At 64.2% G+C, this 21,167-nt stretch carries 17 protein-coding genes; 7 read left to right on the top strand and 10 right to left on the bottom strand.

Going from position 1 to position 21,167, the window contains the following annotated elements:
• Positions 1-54 precede the first annotated feature (54 nt).
• Both ASG25_RS16205 and ASG25_RS16200 read right to left on the bottom strand, forming a co-directional pair.
• A complete protein-coding gene (locus ASG25_RS16205) occupies positions 55-2,424 on the bottom strand; it encodes an EAL domain-containing protein (protein ID WP_347360109.1) in 2,370 nt (789 codons plus the stop codon).
• Positions 2,425-2,645: 221 nt separating this feature from the next.
• Positions 2,646-3,296: a 50S ribosomal protein L25/general stress protein Ctc gene (locus tag ASG25_RS16200; protein WP_062476167.1), complete on the bottom strand. Its 651-nt coding sequence runs from the start codon at positions 3,294-3,296 to the stop codon at positions 2,646-2,648.
• A 255-nt stretch (positions 3,297-3,551) separates the two neighbouring features.
• Between ASG25_RS16200 and ASG25_RS16195 the strand changes: the two genes are divergently transcribed.
• Positions 3,552-5,648 (top strand): bifunctional diguanylate cyclase/phosphodiesterase, encoded by a 2,097-nt coding sequence (locus tag ASG25_RS16195; RefSeq protein ID WP_062476164.1) that lies wholly within the window; start codon positions 3,552-3,554, stop codon positions 5,646-5,648.
• A gap of 7 nt (positions 5,649-5,655) precedes the next feature.
• Here ASG25_RS16195 and ASG25_RS16190 read toward each other — a convergent pair whose 3' ends face one another.
• Complete coding sequence (locus ASG25_RS16190; RefSeq protein WP_062476161.1) at positions 5,656-6,855, bottom strand: benzoate/H(+) symporter BenE family transporter; 1,200 nt, start codon at positions 6,853-6,855, stop codon at positions 5,656-5,658.
• 210 nt (positions 6,856-7,065) lie between these two features.
• Here ASG25_RS16190 and ASG25_RS16185 point away from each other — a divergent pair, with 210 nt between their 5' ends.
• From ASG25_RS16185 to ASG25_RS16175, 3 genes are all read left to right on the top strand, one after another.
• Positions 7,066-8,013 carry a helix-turn-helix domain-containing protein gene (locus tag ASG25_RS16185; protein WP_062476158.1) on the top strand — a complete coding sequence of 316 codons (948 nt, stop codon included), beginning with the start codon at positions 7,066-7,068 and terminating at the stop codon, positions 8,011-8,013.
• A gap of 160 nt (positions 8,014-8,173) precedes the next feature.
• Positions 8,174-9,682, top strand: a complete 1,509-nt coding sequence (gene adh / locus ASG25_RS16180; RefSeq protein WP_062476155.1) for an aldehyde dehydrogenase — start codon at positions 8,174-8,176, stop codon at positions 9,680-9,682.
• A 305-nt stretch (positions 9,683-9,987) separates the two neighbouring features.
• Positions 9,988-10,359 carry a DUF779 domain-containing protein gene (locus ASG25_RS16175; protein ID WP_062477048.1) on the top strand — a complete coding sequence of 124 codons (372 nt, stop codon included), beginning with the start codon at positions 9,988-9,990 and terminating at the stop codon, positions 10,357-10,359.
• A 12-nt stretch (positions 10,360-10,371) separates the two neighbouring features.
• Here ASG25_RS16175 and ASG25_RS16170 read toward each other — a convergent pair whose 3' ends face one another.
• Complete coding sequence (locus tag ASG25_RS16170; RefSeq protein WP_082480279.1) at positions 10,372-12,216, bottom strand: hypothetical protein; 1,845 nt, start codon at positions 12,214-12,216, stop codon at positions 10,372-10,374.
• 200 nt (positions 12,217-12,416) lie between these two features.
• On the opposite strand from ASG25_RS16170, the gene ASG25_RS16165 reads away from it, so the two are divergent.
• The 3 genes from ASG25_RS16165 to ASG25_RS16155 are packed head-to-tail and all read left to right on the top strand — an operon-like array spanning position 12,417 to position 14,544.
• Positions 12,417-13,427 (top strand): glycosyltransferase, encoded by a 1,011-nt coding sequence (locus ASG25_RS16165; RefSeq protein WP_062476152.1) that lies wholly within the window; start codon positions 12,417-12,419, stop codon positions 13,425-13,427.
• Between the two features lie 17 nt (positions 13,428-13,444).
• Positions 13,445-14,182 carry a class I SAM-dependent methyltransferase gene (locus ASG25_RS16160; RefSeq protein ID WP_062476149.1) on the top strand — a complete coding sequence of 246 codons (738 nt, stop codon included), beginning with the start codon at positions 13,445-13,447 and terminating at the stop codon, positions 14,180-14,182.
• Positions 14,179-14,544, top strand: a complete 366-nt coding sequence (locus ASG25_RS16155; RefSeq protein ID WP_062476146.1) for a transporter — start codon at positions 14,179-14,181, stop codon at positions 14,542-14,544. Before ASG25_RS16160 ends, ASG25_RS16155 begins: the two co-directional genes overlap by 4 nt.
• A gap of 27 nt (positions 14,545-14,571) precedes the next feature.
• Here ASG25_RS16155 and ASG25_RS16150 read toward each other — a convergent pair whose 3' ends face one another.
• The 6 genes from ASG25_RS16150 to lgt all read right to left on the bottom strand — a co-directional run bounded on the left by ASG25_RS16150 (position 14,572) and on the right by lgt (position 21,073).
• Positions 14,572-15,504, bottom strand: a complete 933-nt coding sequence (locus ASG25_RS16150) for a ribose-phosphate pyrophosphokinase (protein WP_062476144.1) — start codon at positions 15,502-15,504, stop codon at positions 14,572-14,574.
• A 239-nt stretch (positions 15,505-15,743) separates the two neighbouring features.
• Positions 15,744-16,685: a hypothetical protein gene (locus tag ASG25_RS16145; RefSeq protein ID WP_082480338.1), complete on the bottom strand. Its 942-nt coding sequence runs from the start codon at positions 16,683-16,685 to the stop codon at positions 15,744-15,746.
• Positions 16,686-16,993: 308 nt separating this feature from the next.
• Entirely contained in the window at positions 16,994-18,145 is a 1,152-nt protein-coding gene (locus ASG25_RS16140) for a Xaa-Pro peptidase family protein (RefSeq protein WP_062476137.1), read from the bottom strand.
• A 1-nt stretch (position 18,146) separates the two neighbouring features.
• Positions 18,147-18,938 (bottom strand): peptidoglycan editing factor PgeF, encoded by a 792-nt coding sequence (gene pgeF / locus ASG25_RS16135; protein WP_062476135.1) that lies wholly within the window; start codon positions 18,936-18,938, stop codon positions 18,147-18,149.
• Positions 18,939-19,133: 195 nt separating this feature from the next.
• The gene (locus ASG25_RS16130; protein WP_062476132.1) at positions 19,134-20,225 is read right to left on the bottom strand and encodes a class I SAM-dependent methyltransferase; all 1,092 of its coding nucleotides are present in this window, start codon (positions 20,223-20,225) and stop codon (positions 19,134-19,136) included.
• The gene (gene lgt / locus ASG25_RS16125) at positions 20,222-21,073 is read right to left on the bottom strand and encodes a prolipoprotein diacylglyceryl transferase (protein ID WP_062476129.1); all 852 of its coding nucleotides are present in this window, start codon (positions 21,071-21,073) and stop codon (positions 20,222-20,224) included. The genes ASG25_RS16130 and lgt overlap by 4 nt, the downstream gene beginning before the upstream one ends.
• Positions 21,074-21,167: the final 94 nt, after the last annotated feature.

Here is a 21,167-nt window from a genome sequence, read left to right as displayed (position 1 = left end):
TGCTCCCTGTCGTCTGTCCGTCTCTCGAGAGGCCTGCAGGCCCGCACGTGTCGCTCAGGCCGTCGTGGCCTTGGCTTCCGAGTGGCTCTCCAGCATCTTCAGCATGTCGCAGATCGCCATCGGCTTGCTGAAGAAATAGCCCTGGCCGTAATCGATGCCGAGCTTCTTCAGGAGCTCCCAGTCTTCGAGCGTTTCGATGCCTTCGGCGACCGTATCATAGCCCATCTGGTTGGAGATCGTGCGAATGCCTTTGATCAGCATGCGGCTCTTGCGCCGGACGTCCACCTCTTCCGCCGTCAGGGAGCGGGTGAAGGACTGGTCCACCTTGACGATATCCACCGGGAAGCGGTTGAGATAGCTCAGGGACGAATAGCCGGTGCCGAAGTCGTCGAGCGCGATGCGGCAGCCGAATTCGCCGAGTTGCTTCAGCACGGCATGAACCTCAGGACTGTCGAGCATCAGCACGGCTTCCGTGATCTCGATGACGATGCGGCTCGGCGCGATATGATTCTTCAGAAGCAGTGCCGCAAGCTTGTGGGGCAAGGTGGTCTCGAACTGCATCGGCGAGAAGTTTACTGCGAGGTAGGTCTCGCCGGTTCCTTCCAGGCGGGAGATCGCGGCGAGATGGCCGATGGCGCGTTCCAGGATGCGTTCGCCGACACGGCCGATCGTGCCGGTTTCCTCCGCGATGCCGATGATGCGGGCGGGAGACAGGACGCCCTTTTCCGGATGGTTCAGGCGCATCAGAGCTTCGAAGCCGACGATGCGGCCATCACTCATGCCGACGATTGGCTGCAGATAGGCCTCGAACCAGTCCTCCCGCAGGCCCGTCTCGATATGCTGGGCGATCTCGTGGCGCTCCCGGGCGGCGTCGAGCATCGAGGTATCGAACATCTGCTTGCCGTTCTTTCCGCCGTGCTTGCGCGCATACATGGCGATGTCGGACTTCAGAAGCAGATCCGAGGCGTTCTCGGCATGGACGGGATAAAGAGCGATCCCCACGCTGCAACTGACCGAAAGCTCCGTACCGCGAACGACAATCGGCTCGGCGAGGCTCGCACAAATGCTGTCGCCGATGTCGCTGGCGAGCATCTCGACGTTTTCGCCATTGATAAGGATCGCGAATTCATCACCGCCGATGCGCGACATGGTGTCTTCGGGCCGGAGGTTGGCGCGAACGCGGGAAACCACGTGCCGCAAAACCTCGTCCCCGACCGCATGGCCAAAATTGTCGTTGATCCACTTGAACCGGTCGAGATCGATAAAGACGCAGGCGAGTTCTCCGGAGCGCTCGTCGGCCTTGCGGATGCCGGCGTTGAGGGCCGCCTCGAAGCCCTGGCGGTTGAGGAGACCGGTGAGATGGTCGGTCATCGCCTGCATCTGGTTGCGGCTTTCGGCCTGCTTCAGGGCCGTGATGTCGGTCATGACGGCGAGGGCGGCATCTTCCGTCTGCCCATGCTCGAGCGTCATGGTCTCCTGGATCAGAACGGTCATGGTCTCGCCGTTCGCCTTGACGAAAGGCACCGTGACCTCGCAGGTGTTCTGAAGTCCGGCGGCGATGCGGCGATCGCGATAGGCTTCGTGCGCCGAGGGATGGATGAATTCCGAAAACAGCCGGTCGATGACGACTTCGCGCGCATAGCCGGTCTTGCTTAGCCAGAAGTTGCTGACGGCAACGATCCTGTCTTCGAGATCGATCGAAAACAACATGGCCGGTGTCAGATTGTAGATTTCGGTCGAGCGCGCATGGGCGCGGCGGAGCGCGTTCTGCTCGTTTTCGAGACGGCTCTGCATCTCGTTGAACTTGAGCACGAGTGCGCCCATCTCGTCGTCCGATTCCCATTCGACCCGCTGGCGCGATCCAAACAGGCGGCTCATCTCGATCGCGGCGGTCAGGCGCAGGAGCGGGCGGATGACGGTGACGCGATTTCCGACGATGGCTGCCAGGAAGACGACGGCAATGGCAACGATCAGAATGGAGAAGATGATGAGCTCGTCGGTGCCGAACCGCGAGAACAGGCCGCCGTTGCGCACGTGCAGCTCGACCGTTCCGAGGGATTTCCGTCCGTTTTCGGCGTCGTAGACGATGTCGCGGGACAGGACCGCATGTGAGCCAGCCGCTTCGTCGTCCACGGCCGGATAGATGGTGGAAAGACCGCCGGGCGCGCCGGTCACCTTGACGAAGGCGATGTTGCCGTCGGCCGTCAGCGCGCGGGCGATGCGGTTGAGGGCCTCCGCGTCGAAATCCCAGAGCGGCTTGGCCAACGCCTTGGCGCCGGCGTCCAGCATGATCTCGGCCGTGGCCATCTGCTCGCGTTCGATGCGGCCGGAGGAGAGGTAGAGGAAGAGCACGATCAGCGGCGCGACGAAGATCAGCATGGCGCCGCACACGATCGCGATGAAACGATGTTCCACGGAGTGCATCATTGTTTCGCCTCGGCATTCGCGTCTGTCATGGCCCGTCCCCGCACCGATCGCGCATCGTTCCGCATGCTGGAACACCGCACAACCTCCGGCAACAAGACCACAAAAGCATTAAATGTTGTTGAAGCGACAGTCGCCGGGCGAGACGCAAAAAGGCCCGCCTGCGCGGGCCAAGCGGGCCTTTCGTAGAACAGTGACGTCAGCTTACCCCGAAGTCGGGATTACTCGGCGTCGCCTTCGTTCTCGGTTTCGCCGGCAGCGTCAGCAGCCGATGCACCTTCTTCTTCTTCCGCCGTCAGAACGTCCGGAGCAGCGATTGTCGCAACCGTGAAGTCACGGTCGGTGATCGTCAGCGTCGCGTTCTCGGGCAGCGTGATGTCAGAAATGTGGATGCCGTCGCCGATCTTGGCCAGGCTGCTGAGGTCGACGGTGATGGCGTCCGGGATCGCGTTCGCCGGGACGACCAGTTCGATCGTGTGGCGAACGACGTTGAGAACGCCGCCGTTCTTGATGGCAGCAGACTTGTCTTCGTTTTCGAAGTGAACCGGCACTTCGACGGTCACGACGCTGTTCTTGGACACGCGCAGGAAGTCGACATGCATGGTGAAGTCGCGCACCGGATCGAGCTGGTAGTCCTTCGGCAGAACCTGGATCTTCTGGCCGTCGACGTCGATCGTGGCAACCGTGGTCATGAAACCGCCGGCGTGAATGCGCTGCGTGACTTCCTTCGTGGGGAGGGCGATGGAAATCGGTGTCTGCTTGTCACCGTAGATGACAGCAGGGATAAGACCGTTACGTCGCAGTTCGCGGGAGGACCCCTTACCAACCCGTTCGCGCGTTTCGGCCTTGAGCTCGTAAGTTGCGTTGCTCATGGCAGTACCTTTCTTGTTGTGAAGCATCCGCTGGCGATGCCGCCGTGCGGATCGAGGTTTTGAGGCCTCATCCGCGTTTGCCTCCAAGGGTGTCTGCGCGGACGCGCGTCCATAACGGAGAATACCCGGAAATGCAATGCTTGCGCGCCTCCGGCCGTTCAGAGGTCGGTAACCGTGCGCAAAGAACATCAGGCGGCGTTAATGGCCTGATGGGACCGCGCATGCGACATCTGCGCTGTCTCTCATAGGTGTTTCATGCTCACAATCCTCTCCTGCGTGGCGCTCGACCATTCCTACCCGCTGCTGGCGGCAGCCTTCGTCATGTGTATTCTCGGCTCCGTCCTGACGATGCGGCTTTACGCCCGGGTGCGGCGCACCCGAGGGGTCCAGAAGCTGCACTGGCTGTTCCTGTCGGGCTCCATCGGCGGCTCGACCATCTGGTCGACGCACTTCATCGCGATGATCAGCTACCGCATGCCGCTCGACCACGCCTATGACCCGCTCATGAGTCTCCTGTCTCTGGCCATCGCCGTCGGCTTCACCCTGTTCGGTTTTGCCGTCACCGCCGGGCGGCAGACGGGCGCGACCATCGAGCTGGGCGGCGGGATCGTCGGTCTCGGCATTGTCGCGATGCATTATGTCGGCATGGCCGCTTTCCTCGTCGCAGGCATCAAGACGTGGGATCCGGTGCTGACCGTTGCCGCCGTCGTCTGCTCGGTGGGTTTCGGGGCCGTGGCCACAAACCGCATCGCGCGGCCGGTCACGCGTTTCTGCAAGTATGGCGGGGCTGTCAGCCTCATCCTGGCGATCGCCTCGCTGCATTTCACGGCGATGGCCGGCATGACCGTCGTGCCGGATCCGACGATATCGATCCCGGCCATGGGCGTCTCGGAAAGCGGGCTTGCGGCCATGGTCCTCCTGATCATGGGGGTCATGCTGGCGCTCGGCGCGTCGGCCTACATCATCGACCTGAACTCCAACCAGATGGCCGCCGAACGCTATCGGCATCTGTCGCTGCACGACGCGCTGACGGGGCTGCCGAACCGGAACGCGCTCTACGAGCATGTCGGCGAAACGATGCGCCAGCCGCGCGACGATACGGCTCGCATGGCGGTGGTGGCGATCGGCGTCAACCGGTTCAAGGATGTGAACGACGCGCATGGGCAGGCGGTCGGCGACCGCGTCCTGCGGGAAATCGCCGAGAACGTGTCCGGCGTCTTGCAGCCCGGCGAATTTCTGGCCCGCAACGGCGGCGACGAATTCGTGGCGGTTCGGGATCAGTTCTTCATGAAGGCCGATGCGAAGGATTTCGCCGAGCGGATCCTCAGTGCCGTCAACCTGCCGATGGACCTCGAGGGACAGGCTTTTCGCGTGACGGCGAGTGCCGGCATCGCGCTGTTTCCCGGCTCGGGGCAGACCGCGACCGACATTCTGGCACAGGCGGATCTTGCGATGCAGCGCGCAAAGATGACAGGTCCGACGGTCGTTCGGTTCTACAAGCCGAGCATGGACGCCGCCACCCGCGATCGCAGCCTCCTGTCGATCGACCTGCATCACGCCATCGATCGCGGCGAACTCGAGCTTTTCTACCAGCCGCAGAACGACGTTCTCAGCCGGGAGATCATCGGCTACGAGGTCCTGCTGCGCTGGCGGCATCCGACGCGCGGCATGGTGTCACCTGCCGAATTCATTCCCCTGGCCGAGCGCACCGGCTTCATCCAGACCCTGGGCGACTGGGTGCTGGAAACCGCCTGCCGCGAGGCATCGTCCTGGACCCAGCCGGTCCGCATCGCGGTCAACGTCGCCTCGGCGCAGCTGGCCGACAGGCTTCTGCCGCACCGGGTGCGCGACATCCTGCTGCAGACCGGGCTTGCCGCCGAGCGCCTGGAACTCGAGATCACGGAGTCCGGCATCATCGGCGATCAGCAGCACGCCCTGCACATCATCCGCCAGTTGAAGGCCATGGGCGTGAAGATCGCCATGGACGACTACGGCACCGGCTATTCCTCGCTGTCCACGCTGCAGAACTTTCCGTTCGACAAGATCAAGATCGACCGGAGCTTCGTCGACGGGATCGGCCGCAGCCGGCCGGCCGAAGCGATCGTCCGTTCGACGATCATCCTGGCGCGCAGCCTCGATATTCCGGTGCTGGCCGAAGGGGTGGAGACGGAGGAGCACATGACGTTTCTGCAGGGAGAGGGCTGCCTTCAGGTTCAGGGCTATCTCTTCGGGAAGCCGCAGCCGCTCTCCGATATTAAGACGGCGGTCATGACGGCCCTCATGACGTCTGCCGAGATCGATCCGCCGGCCTCTGCCGAGATCGTCGCGCCGACGCCGGCCGTGGCGGCCTGAGGCCGGGTCAGGACAGTCGGCGCGCGGCGGCGCGTCTCGCCCTCAGATGGGCGAGAGACAGCATGAGGCCACCCGCGACGATGCCCCAGAAAGCGCCGGAAATGCCGGCGAAGCTGACGCCGGAGGCCGTCACGAGGAAGGTGATGGCCGCACCGTCGCGGCTTTCGGCATCCTTGAAGGCAGCGGCGGCCGACGTCGCAAACGCGCCGATCAGCGCGAGGCCCGCCACGGCCTGGATGAGCACCGGCGGGGCAAGGCCGACGAGCAGGGTCACGGTGGCCGCCAGAAGTCCGAAGACGATGTAGAAGATGCCGGCGAGGATGGCCGACCAGTAGCGCCGCGCGGGATCGGCGTGCGAATCCGGTCCGGCGCACATGGCCGCCGTGATGGCCGCAAGGTTGACGGCATGGCCGCCGAAGGGCACCGCAAAGAGCGAAAAGAGCCCGGTTGCGGCAAAGAGCGGCCCTGGCTCCGGCGCATAACCATGGACTTTCAGCACCGCGATGCCGGGAATGTTCTGCGAGGCCATGGTGACGACGAAGAGGGGCAGGGCGATGGAGACAAGGCCCGCCACCGTGAACACCGGCATCACGAAGACCGGCTCGGGAACGAGCGTCGCAGCAAGTCCGTCCAGTGCGCCGGGCGGGATGTCGATGCCGAAGATGATGACGAGCGTGAAGGCCAGGAGGGCGGCGGGCACGGCCAGCAGACGATTGATCGCTCCGGCAAGGGCCCAGGCCAGCACGATCGGCAGGCCGAGGGCAGGATCGGCGCCCACGGCCTTGACCGGCGCAAAGCACAGCGACACCAATACGCCCGCGAGCATGGCATTTGCCAGGGGGGCAGGGATCATGGCGACGAGCCGGCCGAGGGGACGCCAGAGGCCGGCGATAACGATCATGACGCCGCAGAGCGCGAAGCCGCCGGCTGCGGCCGGAAAACCGCCGGCGATCGCGCCCGAACTGGCGATGAGCGCGGCGCCCGGCGTCGACCAGGCGATGCTGATCGGAAGGCGTGTCCACACGCTCAGCAGGATGGCAAGAACGCCCATGGAGACCGAGAGGGCCATGAGCCCGGACGCCGCTTCGGCTTCGGTCGCGCCGACCGCCGACAGGCCGTGCAGGATGACGGCGAACGAACTGGCAAAGCCGACAAAGGCCGTGAGGAACCCCATGAAGAGGCTCTGGAAGGAAATGTCGCGCAGCATGATGGTCCGTCGAATGGAATGCGGGGGACGCCGACCGTCATCGGTCGACTCTTGTCCCGCTGTAGCAAGCCGGAGGCTTCGAGGACACAGGCAGGGGTGATTTTTCCCGGGCGGTGTTTCCGATCGCGGCGGAGTCTCTCGCCCTTGCCATGGACGTTTGAGCAAATCCCGGTATAGTGCCATACTGTCAGCTTTCGGGGAGGAGAGCGGATGAACCATTCGGATCACGTTCAGGCCGTGGCGCATCATGTGTCTGCGGCAGCCAGTTCGCCCGTTGCCGCTTCGTGGCGGCGCTGCGTGACCGTGCACGGGCTTTCGCCCGAGGAAGCACGGCTTCCCGTACGGCTCGATGAACAGGCCTTTCGTCTCGCGCGCGAACAAAGCGAACCCTTGCTCGAAGAAGCGCGCGGCGAGATCGACAGGCTGTTTGCCACCGTGGGGAAGGCGGGATGCTGCCTGCTTCTGACCGACGGCAACGGCGTGGCGCTCGATCGCCGGGGGGCTGCCGGCGACGACGAGGACTTCCGCGGCATCGGCCTCTGGTCCGGCACCGTGTGGAGCGAGGCAAGCGTCGGCACCAACGGGATCGGCACGTCGATCGCGGACGAGCGGCCGATCGTCATCTTCCGCGACCAGCATTTTCTCAGCCGTAACACGGGTCTTTCCTGTGCGACCGCGCCGATCCGCGATCATTGCGGACGGGTGACCGCGGCGATCGACATCTCCACCTGCCGGGAGGATGCCGGCGAAATGGCGATGTCCATCCTGTCGCAGGCCGTCCGGGATGCCGCCGCGCGGATCGAAGCGAACCTTTTCCACCGGGCCTTTCGCGGCCATCGCATCCTGCTGGTGCCGGCCGAAGGCAAGACGGCGCCGGCGCTGCTCGCAATCGATCGCGACGACCTCGTGCTCGGTGCAACGCGGGCGGCGCGGCTGACCCTGCGGATCGACGATGCGCGGATCGCCGCCGGCATTCCCGCCTCCGACCTGCTGCACGATCGTCCCGCGGGCGAGCAGGAAAACCTTGACGATGCGGAGCGCGCGGCACTGCGCCGGGTTTTGTCGCGGGCCGGCGGCAACGTGTCTGCCGCTGCCGAAAGCCTCGGAATCAGCCGCGCGACGCTCTATCGCAAGATCAAGAAGCTCGCGATCGACTGAACCGTCTCCTGCTTTCGCAATGCAGCGAAGGTTGCAGCGCACGCCTGTCGCAGATGTGAGACAAACGTCGTCTCGATCGGTTCATCGCGCCTTTTGTCCCGGTCTTTTCCAGCGCAGGGTATCGCCAGACAGAGGGAACTGTCCTTTGGAGGAGAACCACATGCTGCACCAGAAAATCGTCGAGAACCCGTTCCGGCAGAAATACGGCAACTTCATCGGAGGCGCCTGGCGCGACGCCGCGAGCGGCCGCACGTTCGACAACACGACACCTGTCACCGGTGGCGTGCTCTGCCAGATCGCGCGCTCGGAAGCGGCTGATGTCGAGGCGGCGCTGGATGCCGCCCATGCGGCCAAGGACAAGTGGGGCCGGACCTCGACCACGGAACGCGCCAACATCCTGATGAAGATCGCGCAGCGCATGGAAGACAACATGGAGCTTCTGGCGCGCGCCGAGACCTGGGACAACGGCAAGCCGCTGCGCGAAACCATGGCGGCCGACATGCCGCTCGCCATCGATCACTTCCGCTATTTCGCCTCCTGCGTGCGGGCGCAGGAAGGCACGATCGGCGAAGTCGATCGCGACACGATCGCCTATCATTTCCATGAACCGCTCGGCGTCGTCGGGCAGATCATTCCATGGAACTTCCCGATCCTCATGGCCGCGTGGAAGCTTGCGCCGGCACTGGCTGCCGGCAACTGCGTGATCCTCAAGCCGGCCGAGCAGACGCCTGCCTCGATCCTCGTCTGGGCCGAACTGATCGCCGACCTGCTGCCGCCGGGCGTCCTCAACATCGTCAACGGCTTTGGCCTCGAAGCGGGCAAGCCTCTGGCGACCAATCCGCGCATCAACAAGGTGGCCTTTACCGGGGAAACCTCCACGGGCCGGCTCATCATGCAGTATGCCAGCCAGAACCTGATCCCGGTGACGCTGGAACTGGGCGGCAAATCGCCGAACATCTTCTTCGCGGACGTGATGGCGGAGGACGACGACTATCTCGACAAGGCGCTTGAAGGCTTTGCCATGTTCGCGCTCAACCAGGGCGAAGTCTGCACCTGCCCCAGCCGGGCGCTGGTCAGCGAAAAGATCTACGACCGGTTCATGGAAAAGGCGCTGAAGCGCGTCGCGGCCATCAAGCAGGGCAACCCGCTCGACATGAGCACGATGATCGGTGCGCAGGCGTCGTCCGAGCAACTGGACAAGATCCTGTCCTACATGGACATCGGCAAGCAGGAAGGTGCGGAAGTCCTGATCGGCGGCGAGCGCAACATGCTCGACGGTGATCTGGCCGGCGGCTACTACGTCAAGCCGACCGTGCTCAAGGGGCACAACAAGATGCGGGTTTTCCAGGAGGAAATCTTCGGCCCCGTCGTTTCCGTCACGACTTTCAAGGACGATGCGGAAGCGCTCGAGATCGCCAACGACACGCTCTATGGCCTTGGCGCCGGCGTCTGGAGTCGCGATGCCAACCGCTGCTACAACTTCGGTCGCAACATCCAGGCCGGCCGCGTCTGGACCAACTGCTACCACGCCTATCCCGCCCACGCGGCCTTCGGCGGCTACAAGCAGTCCGGCATCGGTCGCGAGACGCACAAGATGATGCTGGATCACTATCAGCAGACCAAGAACATGCTGGTCAGCTACAGCCCGAAGGCGCTCGGTTTCTTCTGATCCAGACAAATGCGCGCCACACATGTGGCTCCGAGAAAAGACAGTCTCCCGGACCTTCCGGGAGACTTTGCTGTCCGAGCAGCTGCCGTCGTTCAGCCGTGCCGGGCGACCAGGGCCAGCGCGCTCCAGATGAGCAACGACAGGCTGATGCAACTCAGATAGCACTCCGCGCGATACGACATACCGTGATCCTCCCAAATCCAGGGTGAGAATATGTCACATTCATCCACGAGTCGTCACTCGCTAGATTTAGTAGGATCTCATGGAAGGACGGACTTGTCATGCAGGGTGTTGAGGTCGGCGATATGCCGGACGGGCAGAAGCGCGTGCTTGCAACACAGGCGGCACTCGACCTGATCGAGGAGATCCGACAGGATCATCCCGACATCCTGTTCCACCAGTCCGGCGGCTGCTGTGATGGTTCCTCGCCGATGTGTTATCCTGCGGACGATTATATCGTCGGTGATCACGATGTTCGGCTTGGCGAGATCGGCGGCGTGCCCGTCTATATCAGCGGCAGCCAGTTTGCGGTCTGGAAACACACCCAATTGATCATCGATGTCGTCCCCGGACGGGGTGGCATGTTCTCGCTCGACAACGGCCGCGAGAAGCGCTTCCTCACGCGCTCCCGGCTCTTTTCCGGTGGCGAGGCCTGCGCGGTCCCCACCCGCAGCTGAGATGCCGGAGCTTCAATCACGGACGCGAAAGATCTTCAGCGCCGCTTCGCCCGGCGTTTGAACCGGTGCGAGATAGTCGGGAACGATGCCCTTTCCGAGCGTGGCATAGAGCCCGTCCGGCGCGCGCTGCGCAACGAGTTCGGTCTGGCCGTCCTCGGTGCAATAGGCAAGAAGGGTGACGCCATCGCGCCGGAGGAGATCTCCTGCCGCCGTTGGCGAGGCAAGACCGATGTTCAGTTCCGCCAGCATCCCGGCCGTGTTCCGATGATAGGGTGCCGCGAGCACATGATGCGGCGTGAAGCGCAGGATGGCTGCGCCGAGGTTGGACGGCGCAGCGACAAGGCCCGATGGCTCGCCCACGAGTGGCAGAAGCGCCTCCCGGGTGACGCAGGCGCTCGTCTTGACACCCGTCATGACCGTATCGTCCGTCCCGGCCATGCTCGCGATCGCGGCGGCCGCCAAGGCCCAGACGCTCGGGACCGAGGCCAGCATCAGCCCGGCAAAGGCGAGCTCCGCGCGGGTGCTCCTTGGTTCCCGCTGTGCGCGATGGCGCAGATCGGACACGGCGAGCGCGAGCGGGAAGATCGACAGAAAATTGAGGAAGGTCGTGCCGCGGATCTGAAACAGGCTGATGGCCAGCGTCGGCAGGCAGAGCGCCAGGAAGATGACGTGTATCTCCCGTTTGTCGTTTCGCCAGATCCGGATCAGGCAGGTCAGGACTGCCAGGATACCGGCCGCAAAGCCGAAACCGAGGTAGGACGGCATGGTCTGCGACAGCTGGACGATCGACTGGGCTTCCTCCACCCGATCGAGCCAGAGGGTCTTCAGCAGGGGGTCGAGGGAGGCGAGGGGATTTGCCAGGCACTGCGGTGCCACCACCATGGTGACGATGACGACGGCCGCGGCCGAAACGGCCAGTGCGAGCGCGCGGACCCGGGGAGAACCCTTGCTGGCGGTCAGCGCCGACAGGTAAAGCGTGGTTCCGCCGGATGTCGCTATGGCGAAGAAGCCGAGGGAGAGGTTGTCGCAGGTCACCATCCCATAGAGATGCGGCGGCGTGGTCGCAAGAAAGGCCGCAGCGACGGTGACGGCGAGCGAGAGGCCAAAGGCCTTCGCGGCCCCTTCCATTCTGCTCCCGTGCCACGCCCACCTCAGGGCCACGATGGTTCCGGCGGTGGCGACCAGCGGCGTGGTTTCCACGCCGACGGCGATGGCGATCCCCGCTGCGATCCCGGCAAGGACGTGGCCACCCGTCCGGCCGAGAGGGTCCGTGAGACCGGCTACGAGCAGGGCGATCAGGGCGAGCTGCACATTGTGATGATCGATGTCCCCCGGCTGGAACCGCACATTGCTGATCAGCGAGAGGACGATGAGACCGAGGCCGATCAGCATCGTCTGCCGCCCGCCGATGTTGTTGCAGGCTCGGGCCACGCCGATGACCACGGGGACGATCAGCAGGATGGGCCAGACGAACAGAGCCGCGGCCTCGCTTCTCTCCGGCGGCAGGACGAGACCGAAGACGGCGATCAGGCCGGCGATCGGCAGATCCACGAGGCGTGACCAGTGCATGAGCGTGCCGCCTGCAAGGCCGAGGCGATATTGCATCATATCGAACCAGCCCTGTCCGGCGAGAAAGTCGCGCACCTCGACAAGGCGCATCGCGTCGTCGTTGTCGCCGCCGACATAGTCGGTGGCCCTGATGCCGGCGATGACGGATGCGACGACGACGACGATGATGGCAAGGAGGACGGCGACCCACGGCCTGTCTCCCGATGCCCGGAGCGTTGCCAGCCAACGCGTCGTCGCCGCTCGCGTCGTTGGTTGGGCACTGCGAAAGCTGGTCTGGGGAAGGATCACGGAATCGGTCTCGCAAGCAGCTCCGGAATATCCGGGGGAGCCGGCAGCCTAGGGCAGGAAGGTGAAAAAAGCCTTTGCCGGGCGACGCGGAGCGCGCGGCATGGCCGGCCCGCGCGGCGATCCCGGAGGCGTGGCGGGCCTCTTCAACCGGGCTTTAATGTTTCATCGGCATTGTCATGCGATCGCCACGGATGACATCGATGCAGACGCTTCCGACAGACCTCAGGATTGCCGTACTTCTTCCCTGCTACAATGAGGCGGCGACGATCATCTCCGTCGTCCATGCCTTCCGCACCGCGCTGCCTTCGGCGCGCATTCATGTCTACGACAACAATTCGACCGACGAGACGGCCTTGCGGGCAACCCTTGCCGGGGCCCTGGTCACGCGGGAAACGCGCCAGGGAAAGGGACACGTCGTCCGCCGGATGTTTGCCGATGTCGATGCGGATCTCTACGTGATGGCGGACGGCGACGGCACCTATGCGGCAGCCGACGCACCTGCGCTCATCGCGACACTGATCGCGGAGCGGGCCGACATGGTCGTCGGCACGAGACGGGGTGTGACAGCCGATGCGGGACGGCAGGGGCATGCGTTTGGCAACCGGCTGTTCAACCGGCTCTACCGGGCCCTGTTCGGCAACGACTTTACCGACATCTTCTCCGGCTACCGCGTGTTCTCACGCCGTTTTGCCAAGAGCTTTCCTGCCGTGTCCGGCGGATTCGAAATCGAGACCGAGATGTCGGTGCATGCGTCGCGGCTGAAGCTGCCGGTCTGCGAACTGCCGCTTGATTACGGCCGGCGGCCTGCCGGATCTCATTCCAAGCTCTCTACCTTCCGCGACGGCGGGCGGATCCTGTGGATGTTCGCCATGCTGATGAAGGAAACCCGGCCCTTTACCTTCTTCGGGGCGTTCAGCGGGGCCTTCATGGCTGCGAGCCTGATTTTCATGGCGCCGGTTTTGCTCGAATATTTCGAGACCGGACTCGTCCGGCGCATGCCGACCTGGGTGCTTTCGGTGGCGCTGATGATGATCTCGTTCATGATGTTCACCGCCGGGCTCATCCTCGATTCGCTTGCTCGCGCCAGAGCCGAGCAGTTGCGGCTCCACTACATGGCGCTGCCGTCGAGCCCCTTCCTGGCCGAACCCGGCACCGTTGCGGTCGAGCCGATGCCGCATGAAGCAAGCGTTGCGCGCAGCGCCGCCGCTTAGACCCTGGAGAGCGATCGATGAACCGCGAGACGACAAACCGCATCCGCTTCGTGCTGGAAGACCTGCTGCCGCCGGTCGTCCGGGATTCGCGGCTGTTCCGCGCGGCCGCCAAGCTGGTGTGGGGCGAGCATATCGTGCACCTCGCGGAGTTTCGTGCCCGCGCGCCGTTCCTGTCGGAAGCTGAGTATGAGGCGCTCTACCGCAAGCATCCGCGCGTGCATGCAGGGACGGACAATTCATCGGCCTGCATCCGCCGCATAGCCGGTGCGATCGAGGGTGATAGCGTCTGCGACGTCGGCTGCGGTACCGGCGCGCTGTTGAAACATATCCAGGCTTCCCGTCCCGATCTCACCCGTGTGACCGGCGTGGATTTCGTCGTCGACGATGCAGGGAGCCTTCCGGGTGTCGAATATATCGCGGCTCGCATCGAGGACCTGCCGTTTGCGGATGGCGCGTTCGATACGGTCGTCTGCACGCATGTCATCGAGCATGTCCTCGATTACCGGCAGGCCATCGCCGAGCTGCGCCGGATCGCGCGCCGTCGCCTGATCATCGTCGTGCCGCGCGAGCGGGAGTATCGCTACAGCTTCAACCCGCATTTCAACTTCTTCCCCTACACCCACTCCTTCCTGCGGGCCGTCCATCCGGTTCCCGCAATCCATGTCTGCGAGGACATCGGCCGCGACATCTTCTACTGCGAAACGGTGGAAAAAGAGGGTGCGCGTGTGGATAGCCTCGCGGCGGCCGCGGCATGAGCGGGGGAACCTACAGCCCGGCCCTGTGGCTGGGGCTGACCGGGACGCCGCTGATGATCGCGATGGGCCAGGTGCTGTTCAAGCTGTCGAGCCGAACGACCGGCGACTTCGGCGTGGCCGGCATCCTGTCGCTTCTGCTCAATCCGCTGATGATCGCCGCCCTTGCCGTCTACGGCGTCGGCACGCTTGTCTGGATCTTCGTGCTGAAGAGCGTGCCGCTGACGATGGCCTACTCGTTCATGGCCCTGACGTTCTGCTTCGTGCCGCTGCTCGCCAGCATCTTCCTCGGGGAAACGCTGACGCTGAAAACAGCGATCGGCGCCATGCTGCTCATCGGCGGCATGATCGTCATCAACAGCTGACATCAAAGGTCGGCCGAAGGGCCGATCTCAATCGAAGAGGCTGGAGACGGACTCTTCCTGGCTCGTGCGGTTGATGGCCTCACCGATGAGGCTGGCCGTCGAGATCACGCGGATATTGTGGGCCGACTGCACGGCGGTCGTCGGCTGGATGCTGTCGGTAATGACAAGCTCCTTGAGCTTCGACGAGGTGACACGGGCGACCGCGCCGCCCGAAAGCACGCCGTGGGTAATATAGGCCGTAACGCTCGTCGCGCCGTTCTTGAGAAGCGCCTCGGCCGCGTTGCAGAGCGTGCCGCCGCTGTCCACGATATCGTCGATCAGCAGGCAGTCCTTGCCCGTCACGTCGCCGATCACGTTCATGACCTCGGATTCGCCGGCCCGTTCGCGCCGCTTGTCGACGATGGCCAGCTGACAGTCGAGACGCTTGGCGAGCGCACGGGCGCGCACCACGCCCCCCACGTCGGGGGAGACCACCATGACGTTGCTGAGCGCATAGTGCTCTTTCACGTCGCGCGTCAAGATCGGAACCGAGTAGAGGTTGTCCGTCGGAATGTCGAAGAAGCCCTGGATCTGGCCGGCATGCAGGTCGAGCGTCAACACGCGGTCGGCACCGGCCTCTGTGATGAGATTGGCAACCAGCTTGGCGGAAATTGGCGTGCGTGGCCCGGGTTTGCGGTCCTGGCGGGCATAACCGAAGTATGGAATGACGGCCGTGATGCGCCGGGCCGACGAGCGACGCATGGCGTCGATCATGATCAGCAGTTCCATCAGGTGGTCGTTCGTCGGGAAGGACGTAGACTGCACGAGGAAGACGTCCTCGCCGCGGACGTTTTCCTGCACCTCGACAAAGATTTCCTGGTCGGCAAAGCGCCGGACAGTCGCCCGTCCGAGCGGAAGATTGAGATAGTTGCAGATCGCTTCGGCCAGAAGCCGGTTCGAATTGCCTGCGAAAACCTTCATCGATGGTCCGCCTGTCGTGCTGTCCGGGATAGGCCCGAACCGGACGGTCCGTTTGCCGTAATCCGCAAGATTCCGTAAACCCGCATCCCAATGCGCAGCGGCGCCGGAGGGCGTGTGCCCGTCGATGCCGATGGGCGCTTCATAGCGGCCTTGTCCCTGAATGCAAGAGGAAGGCCGGAATCGAGGCGGTTTATCCGAAAAAGATTTCGCGGCGCGGCGGAAGACAGGGTTCGACGGCCTCAACCGGCCGAGGAGTCGCGCCATGTCAGGTACTGACCGACGCTCTTCGTGGCGATGTCGCGCATGGTCTGCGGCGGAACGCCCGACCAGAGATCGGCGCCGTTGGTGTCGACGCTGTCCTGCCCCTGGATCCGGTGCAGGCGGTTTCCAGCCTGATCGAGCACGTCCCAGACATAGACGATGGTCGTCTTTCGTCCGTCCTTGAACGCAGAGAAATAGCCCTTGAGGATGTGCTGGCTGCCGGGGTCGGCCGCCGTCTTGATGACGAGACCGTGCGCGCGCGCTTCGGAACCGAGCTGCTCGGAGAGCGGACGAATGGCTTCCACGGGCGCACCCATGATGGGAAGAAAGCGGATGCTGCCGGCCGGGCCCGCCTTGGTGTCAGGCGCGATCGCAGCCTCTTCCTGCGGGGAGGTGCCGGCCTCCGCCGGGACATCGTCTTGCGCCGTTTCCACCTGTTCCGCCTGTTCGGCCTGCGGTTCTTCCGAGAGGCGGGCGTGCGGGGCTTCGGGCGTCTGCGCCCGCGCGGCGGCCTCGGTCTCGCTGACCTGATTGCCGCCTGCCGGAAAGCCGACGGCGCTGTCGGAACCGGAGATCTGCGGCGGCGGATTGCTGACAAGGGCCTGGGCCTGCGCCTCGAGGGAGCCGGCCGGATTGCGGTAGTCCTCATTGCCGCGCGCATAGGCCGTGCCGGTGATGTCGGGCTGAGCCTGCTCGCCGGGTTCGGAGAGGCTTGCGGATCGTTGAACGCGCATCTCCTGCACGGCCGTCGCAGCCGCAGGGGCGCTGCCGACGACCGGCTGTTGCGCGGACATGGTGTCGAGATCGGCCTGATTGACAGGTGACGACTGATAGCTGCCGTCGCCGACGTTTTCCGGCGGCGTCAGCGCGTCGATGCTGTTGCAGGCAGACAGCGCAAAAAGGAAAGGCAGGACGCGCAGGGATGTCCTGGCGCGGCTGCGCACGATGTTCGTCGTCGTTGCAAAGAGGATGCGCACGGTCGACCTCCATCCTGGAGAGATGCCGCGTCCGCCGCTTGTCTTCAGCAAGCCGCATGCCTTTCGACATGTCGGAACCGCTGCAGGATGGCACGCCGATACGCTGGCACATTGTGACGCCACCCGAGGGGCGGATCCCCTCGGTCGCGAACGTCAGGCATGCAGATTACGGCGATAATCCTAAGAAGCCGTATTGATCCGGCCTCTGCTTTTGGGTTGTCGAGCTCTCACCCCTACAACGGCGGGAGGCGTTACAGGTCGATGACGTCGAGACCGTAGCGCGAGAGCGCCCGCGGTGCGCCGTCGGTGGTCAGGTAGGTCTGCCCGAGCGTCATGGCGGTCCCGCTGTCGCTGTCCATGATAATCATGTGCACGAAGAGCGACATATTGGGCAGGATCTCCTGCGGATTGCCCGCATGGAACATCTGTTGCTCCATCCAGGAGGGCGAGAATCGTGCGCCGAGCGAGTAGCCGCAGGCATTCAGCCGATGCTTGGCAAGGCCGCGCTCGTCCATGATCTTGGCGTGCACGTCGAAGACGGTGCCGAAGGTGTTGCCCGGCCGAAGCACCATCTCGATGGACTGGATGGTCTCGCGGCAGGCACTGTAGAGCTCGCGGTGGCGATTGGTCGGCTCCCCCACGACGATCGTGCGCATCATCGCTGCGTGATAATGTGCGCTGACACCGGCCCATTCGAGCGTTAGCTGGTCTTGTGCGTCGAGTTTGCGACGGCCGGCCTTGTAGCGGCAGAGGAGGGCATCGGCACCGGAGCCGATGATGAATTCGTTGGCCGGATAGTCGCCGCCACCCGCAAAGACCGCACCCTGCATGGCGGCGAGAATCTTCGCCTCGTCACCACCGGGGCCGATGAGGGGCAGGGCGGCATCCAAGGCATCGTCGGCAAGGCTCGCGGCCTTTTCCACATGGGCGATTTCCGCGGGGCTCTTGATCAGCCGCAACCGCCCGACGAGCATGGAAGCATCGACGATCTGGCCGAAGCTTGCCATCTGATGATCGAGCAGTCTCGCGATGCGCCCCGTCATGCCATGGGTGTCATATTCGATGCCGATGCGGGCGCCGAGAAGATCGAGTTCGCTCAGAAGGTTCTTGAGATCCATCGTCGGGTCGGCATTGACCCTGTCGACCCAGACCTCGATGCGCTCGATGTTGGAGGTATGACGGGCCTGTCGAAGATCGGCGGAGCGGGTGAGCAGCACCATCGAACCGTCCGAGGTCACCACCAGCGTCTGGAAGAAGCAGTAGCCGAACGTATCGTAGCCGGTCAGCCAGTACATGCTTTCCTGGGCGAACAGCAGCAGCGCATCGAGCTTGTCTTCGCGCATCTTCGCCGTGAGGCTCGCGAGGCGTGCGGCATACTCGTCCTGGGTGAAGTGAAGGGCCATGTCATGCCTCCCTGATGCTGATGGCGGAGATCTGCCGGCCGTAATCCGGCTCGCCGCGATGGGTGGTGCGGCGGTAGGAAAAGAAGCGCGCCTCGTCCTCATAGGTGCAGAGGCCGAGCTTTTCCGCCCTCACGCCGGCGGCCGACAGGCGCGCGAGCGTAAAGGCAGGAAGGTCGAACATGGCGTGGTCTGCGCGCCCGGAGGGCGTGAAGAAGCGCTGATAGGCGGCGTCGTGCCCGCAGAAGCGTTCCACGAATTCGGGGCCGACCTCGTAATTATCAGGCCCGATGGAGGGGCCGAGGCAGGCTCGGATGTCCTCGCGCGCCGCGCCCAGCGCCACCATGGCGGCGACGGTGTTTTCCAGAACGCCCGTTAAGGCGCCTTTCCAGCCGGCATGGGCTGCACCGATGACGGCAGCTTGCGTGTCGGCGAAGAGGATCGGGCCGCAATCGGCCGAGAGAACGCCGAGCACGAGGCCGGGCGTTGCCGTGACCAGCGCGTCCGCCTCGGCGCGTGAGCCGTTATAGTCCGTCCCGATGGTCACGACGTCGGGCGAGTGAACCTGGTGGACGGTGGCAAGCCGCTCGACGGGCTGGCCGAACCAGGCCGCGACACGCGAACGATTTTCCGCCACATGCGCACGGTCGTCTTTCGATCCCAATCCGACATTGAGACCCGCATAGAGGCCCTGCGAGACGCCGCCCGCGCGGGTGAAGAATCCATGCGCGATTGCCGCCGGTTCGGAAGCGAGGAGGGGGCTCTGGATAGGGGATGGCAAGGCGTCGTCCGGCATTGGTCTTTCGCCCTTTTCAACTGTGGGTGTTTGCGTGGAAGCCGGGCGATGCCCGAACCGCTCGCCTCTGATTTGCGCGGGATGTTGGCCTTTTGCCGCCCGTCCTGTCAATCGCACCGGCAAAACACCCGGGCGCCTTGGGATCCAAAAGACGGCTTCGCTCGAGCCTCGAGATCGACCACCAGGTCGATGTTTTCAGGCCTGGAACGGCACCAGCGCGACAGCGGGATGGCTGACGGCGAGCACCTTGAAAAGTTCGCCCATCTTGCCTTCGCCCGAGCCCGAAAGGCGCTCGGCATCCTGCCGCACGCCCTCCTGGACGATGATGTCCTTGCCGCGTGCAAGCGCCTCGGCACGCTCGCGTATGCCCATGGCGACGAGAAAGTCGCCCTGATAGGTGAGCCCGTTGATGCGGAGACCCTCGGCGACGGCACGGCGGGCGAGCTGCTCGAAATCGACATGGCTGGTGATATCGGCTTCACCCGGATGGGCGAGCGGAGGATCGAACTGATGGTCGCGCACGGCCTGGAGCGTATCGCCATAATTGGTGGCCATATGCCCGTAGTCGATGATGAGGGCCGAGCCGTCGCTGCGCTTCAGCCGTGCCGAGATTGCGGCCATCACGGCGTCGCGGGCCGGGGCGACCTCGAAGATCGTGCCGAGGGGGATCCGGTCTCCGGGCGGAAGCAGATCGGGATCAATCGTGGCAACGCCGGCGGTGAAGCAGAGATTGTCGTTCGCATCGAGGCCGACCATGCGTTCTCGAAAGCCCTGCTCGGTCTTGACGAACTGGCGAATGGGAATGGCGTCGAAGAGCTCGTTTGCGACGAGGAGCAGGAAGCCGTCGGGGATCTCCTCGAAGCTCTCGTGCCAGGCGATCTTGAACTTGTGGGCAACCAGGGTCTGGCTCTGGACCTTCTGCAGCCGCTCGCTGGTCTCAACCAGATGGACCTTGGCTTTCTCGTAGAGGTCCGGCGAAAGGCGCGAGAGAACGCGCAGGATGTCCGCCATCATCGTGCCGCGGCCGGGCCCGATTTCCGCGATGACGACGGCATCCGGCTGTCCGTGCCGGCGCCAGGCCTCGAAGAGGAACATCCCGATGAGCTCGCCGAACAGCTGGCTGATCTCGGGGGCGGTGATGAAGTCGCCGCCCTGTCCGAAAGGTTCTCGCGTCCGGTAGTAGCCGTGTTCGGGATCTGCAAGACAAAGCGCGAAGTAGTCGGTCACGCTGATCGGCCCTGTTGCGAGGATGATCGCCTTGATCTTGTCGCTGAGCGGCGTCGTCATAGGCGGCCTCTCTGCATTGCGCCGGCCCGGCGGGCGCGCAAAATGGCCCAGAGACCCAGGCCGACCATCGGCAGCGACAGGAGCATGCCCATCGTCAGCCAGCCCCCGGCGAGGTAACCGATCTGCGCATCGGGCTCGCGGAAGAACTCCACGAAGATGCGGGCAAGGCCGTAACCGGTGATGAAGACGCCGGCGACGAGGCCCGGCGTCCGCAGGGCATGGCGCTTGTAGATCAGGAGGGCGAGCACGGTGAGCAGGAGAATGCCCTCGAGCCCGGCCTCATAAAGCTGGCTCGGATGGCGAGCAAACGGACCGCCGGTCGGAAATACGATCGCCCAGGGCATCGAGGACAGGCGACCCCAGAGTTCGCCGTTGATGAAGTTGGCCAGACGCCCGAAGAGCAGGCCGATCGGCACGACGGCCGCAACAACGTCGAACAGGCTCCAGATCGGAATAGACCGCTTGCGCGCAAAGATCAGCATGGCCAGGATCGTGCCGATGAGGCCGCCGTGGAACGACATGCCGCCGTTCCAGATTTCGAAGGCGCGCAGCGGATTGGCGACGACCGAAGGAAGGTCGTAAAACAGGATGTAGCCGATCCGTCCGCCGCCCACGATCCCGACCGCGACCCAGAGCAGGAAATCGTCAAGATCGACCTCTGTGATCGGCGCCGTGCCACCCCAAAGCGTCTCGTTGCGAACGATCCGGCGCGCGTAGAACCAGCCGAGCAGAATGCCCGCGACATAGGCGAGCCCGTACCAGTGGATCTGCAGCGGCCCGATGGCGATCAGGACAGGATCGATCTCCGGAAACGGCAGAATCGAAAGAAGGCTTGCGATGGGTTCCAAACGACGTGCTTCAGCCTCGGTTTACCCGGCCGGTCCTTGGCGACCCGACGATGGATCAGGACCCGCGGCGGGTCGTTCACTGCGAAGCGACCTT

The organism is Rhizobium sp. Leaf384 (assembly GCF_001424065.1).
Taxonomy (GTDB): domain Bacteria; phylum Pseudomonadota; class Alphaproteobacteria; order Rhizobiales; family Rhizobiaceae; genus Ferranicluibacter.
This window is presented reverse-complemented; position numbering and strand designations above follow the sequence as displayed.

Coding starts and splice junctions, on each gene's coding strand:
- ASG25_RS16205 (WP_347360109.1), bottom strand. CDS start 2,424: ATGCACTCCGTGGAACATCGTTTCATCGCGATCGTGTGCGGCGCCATG.
- ASG25_RS16200 (WP_062476167.1), bottom strand. CDS start 3,296: ATGAGCAACGCAACTTACGAGCTCAAGGCCGAAACGCGCGAACGGGTT.
- ASG25_RS16195 (WP_062476164.1), top strand. CDS start 3,552: ATGCTCACAATCCTCTCCTGCGTGGCGCTCGACCATTCCTACCCGCTG.
- ASG25_RS16190 (WP_062476161.1), bottom strand. CDS start 6,855: ATGCTGCGCGACATTTCCTTCCAGAGCCTCTTCATGGGGTTCCTCACG.
- ASG25_RS16185 (WP_062476158.1), top strand. CDS start 7,066: ATGAACCATTCGGATCACGTTCAGGCCGTGGCGCATCATGTGTCTGCG.
- adh (WP_062476155.1), top strand. CDS start 8,174: ATGCTGCACCAGAAAATCGTCGAGAACCCGTTCCGGCAGAAATACGGC.
- ASG25_RS16175 (WP_062477048.1), top strand. CDS start 9,988: ATGCCGGACGGGCAGAAGCGCGTGCTTGCAACACAGGCGGCACTCGAC.
- ASG25_RS16165 (WP_062476152.1), top strand. CDS start 12,417: ATGCAGACGCTTCCGACAGACCTCAGGATTGCCGTACTTCTTCCCTGC.
- ASG25_RS16160 (WP_062476149.1), top strand. CDS start 13,445: ATGAACCGCGAGACGACAAACCGCATCCGCTTCGTGCTGGAAGACCTG.
- ASG25_RS16155 (WP_062476146.1), top strand. CDS start 14,179: ATGAGCGGGGGAACCTACAGCCCGGCCCTGTGGCTGGGGCTGACCGGG.
- ASG25_RS16150 (WP_062476144.1), bottom strand. CDS start 15,504: ATGAAGGTTTTCGCAGGCAATTCGAACCGGCTTCTGGCCGAAGCGATC.
- ASG25_RS16140 (WP_062476137.1), bottom strand. CDS start 18,145: ATGGCCCTTCACTTCACCCAGGACGAGTATGCCGCACGCCTCGCGAGC.
- pgeF (WP_062476135.1), bottom strand. CDS start 18,938: ATGCCGGACGACGCCTTGCCATCCCCTATCCAGAGCCCCCTCCTCGCT.
- ASG25_RS16130 (WP_062476132.1), bottom strand. CDS start 20,225: ATGACGACGCCGCTCAGCGACAAGATCAAGGCGATCATCCTCGCAACA.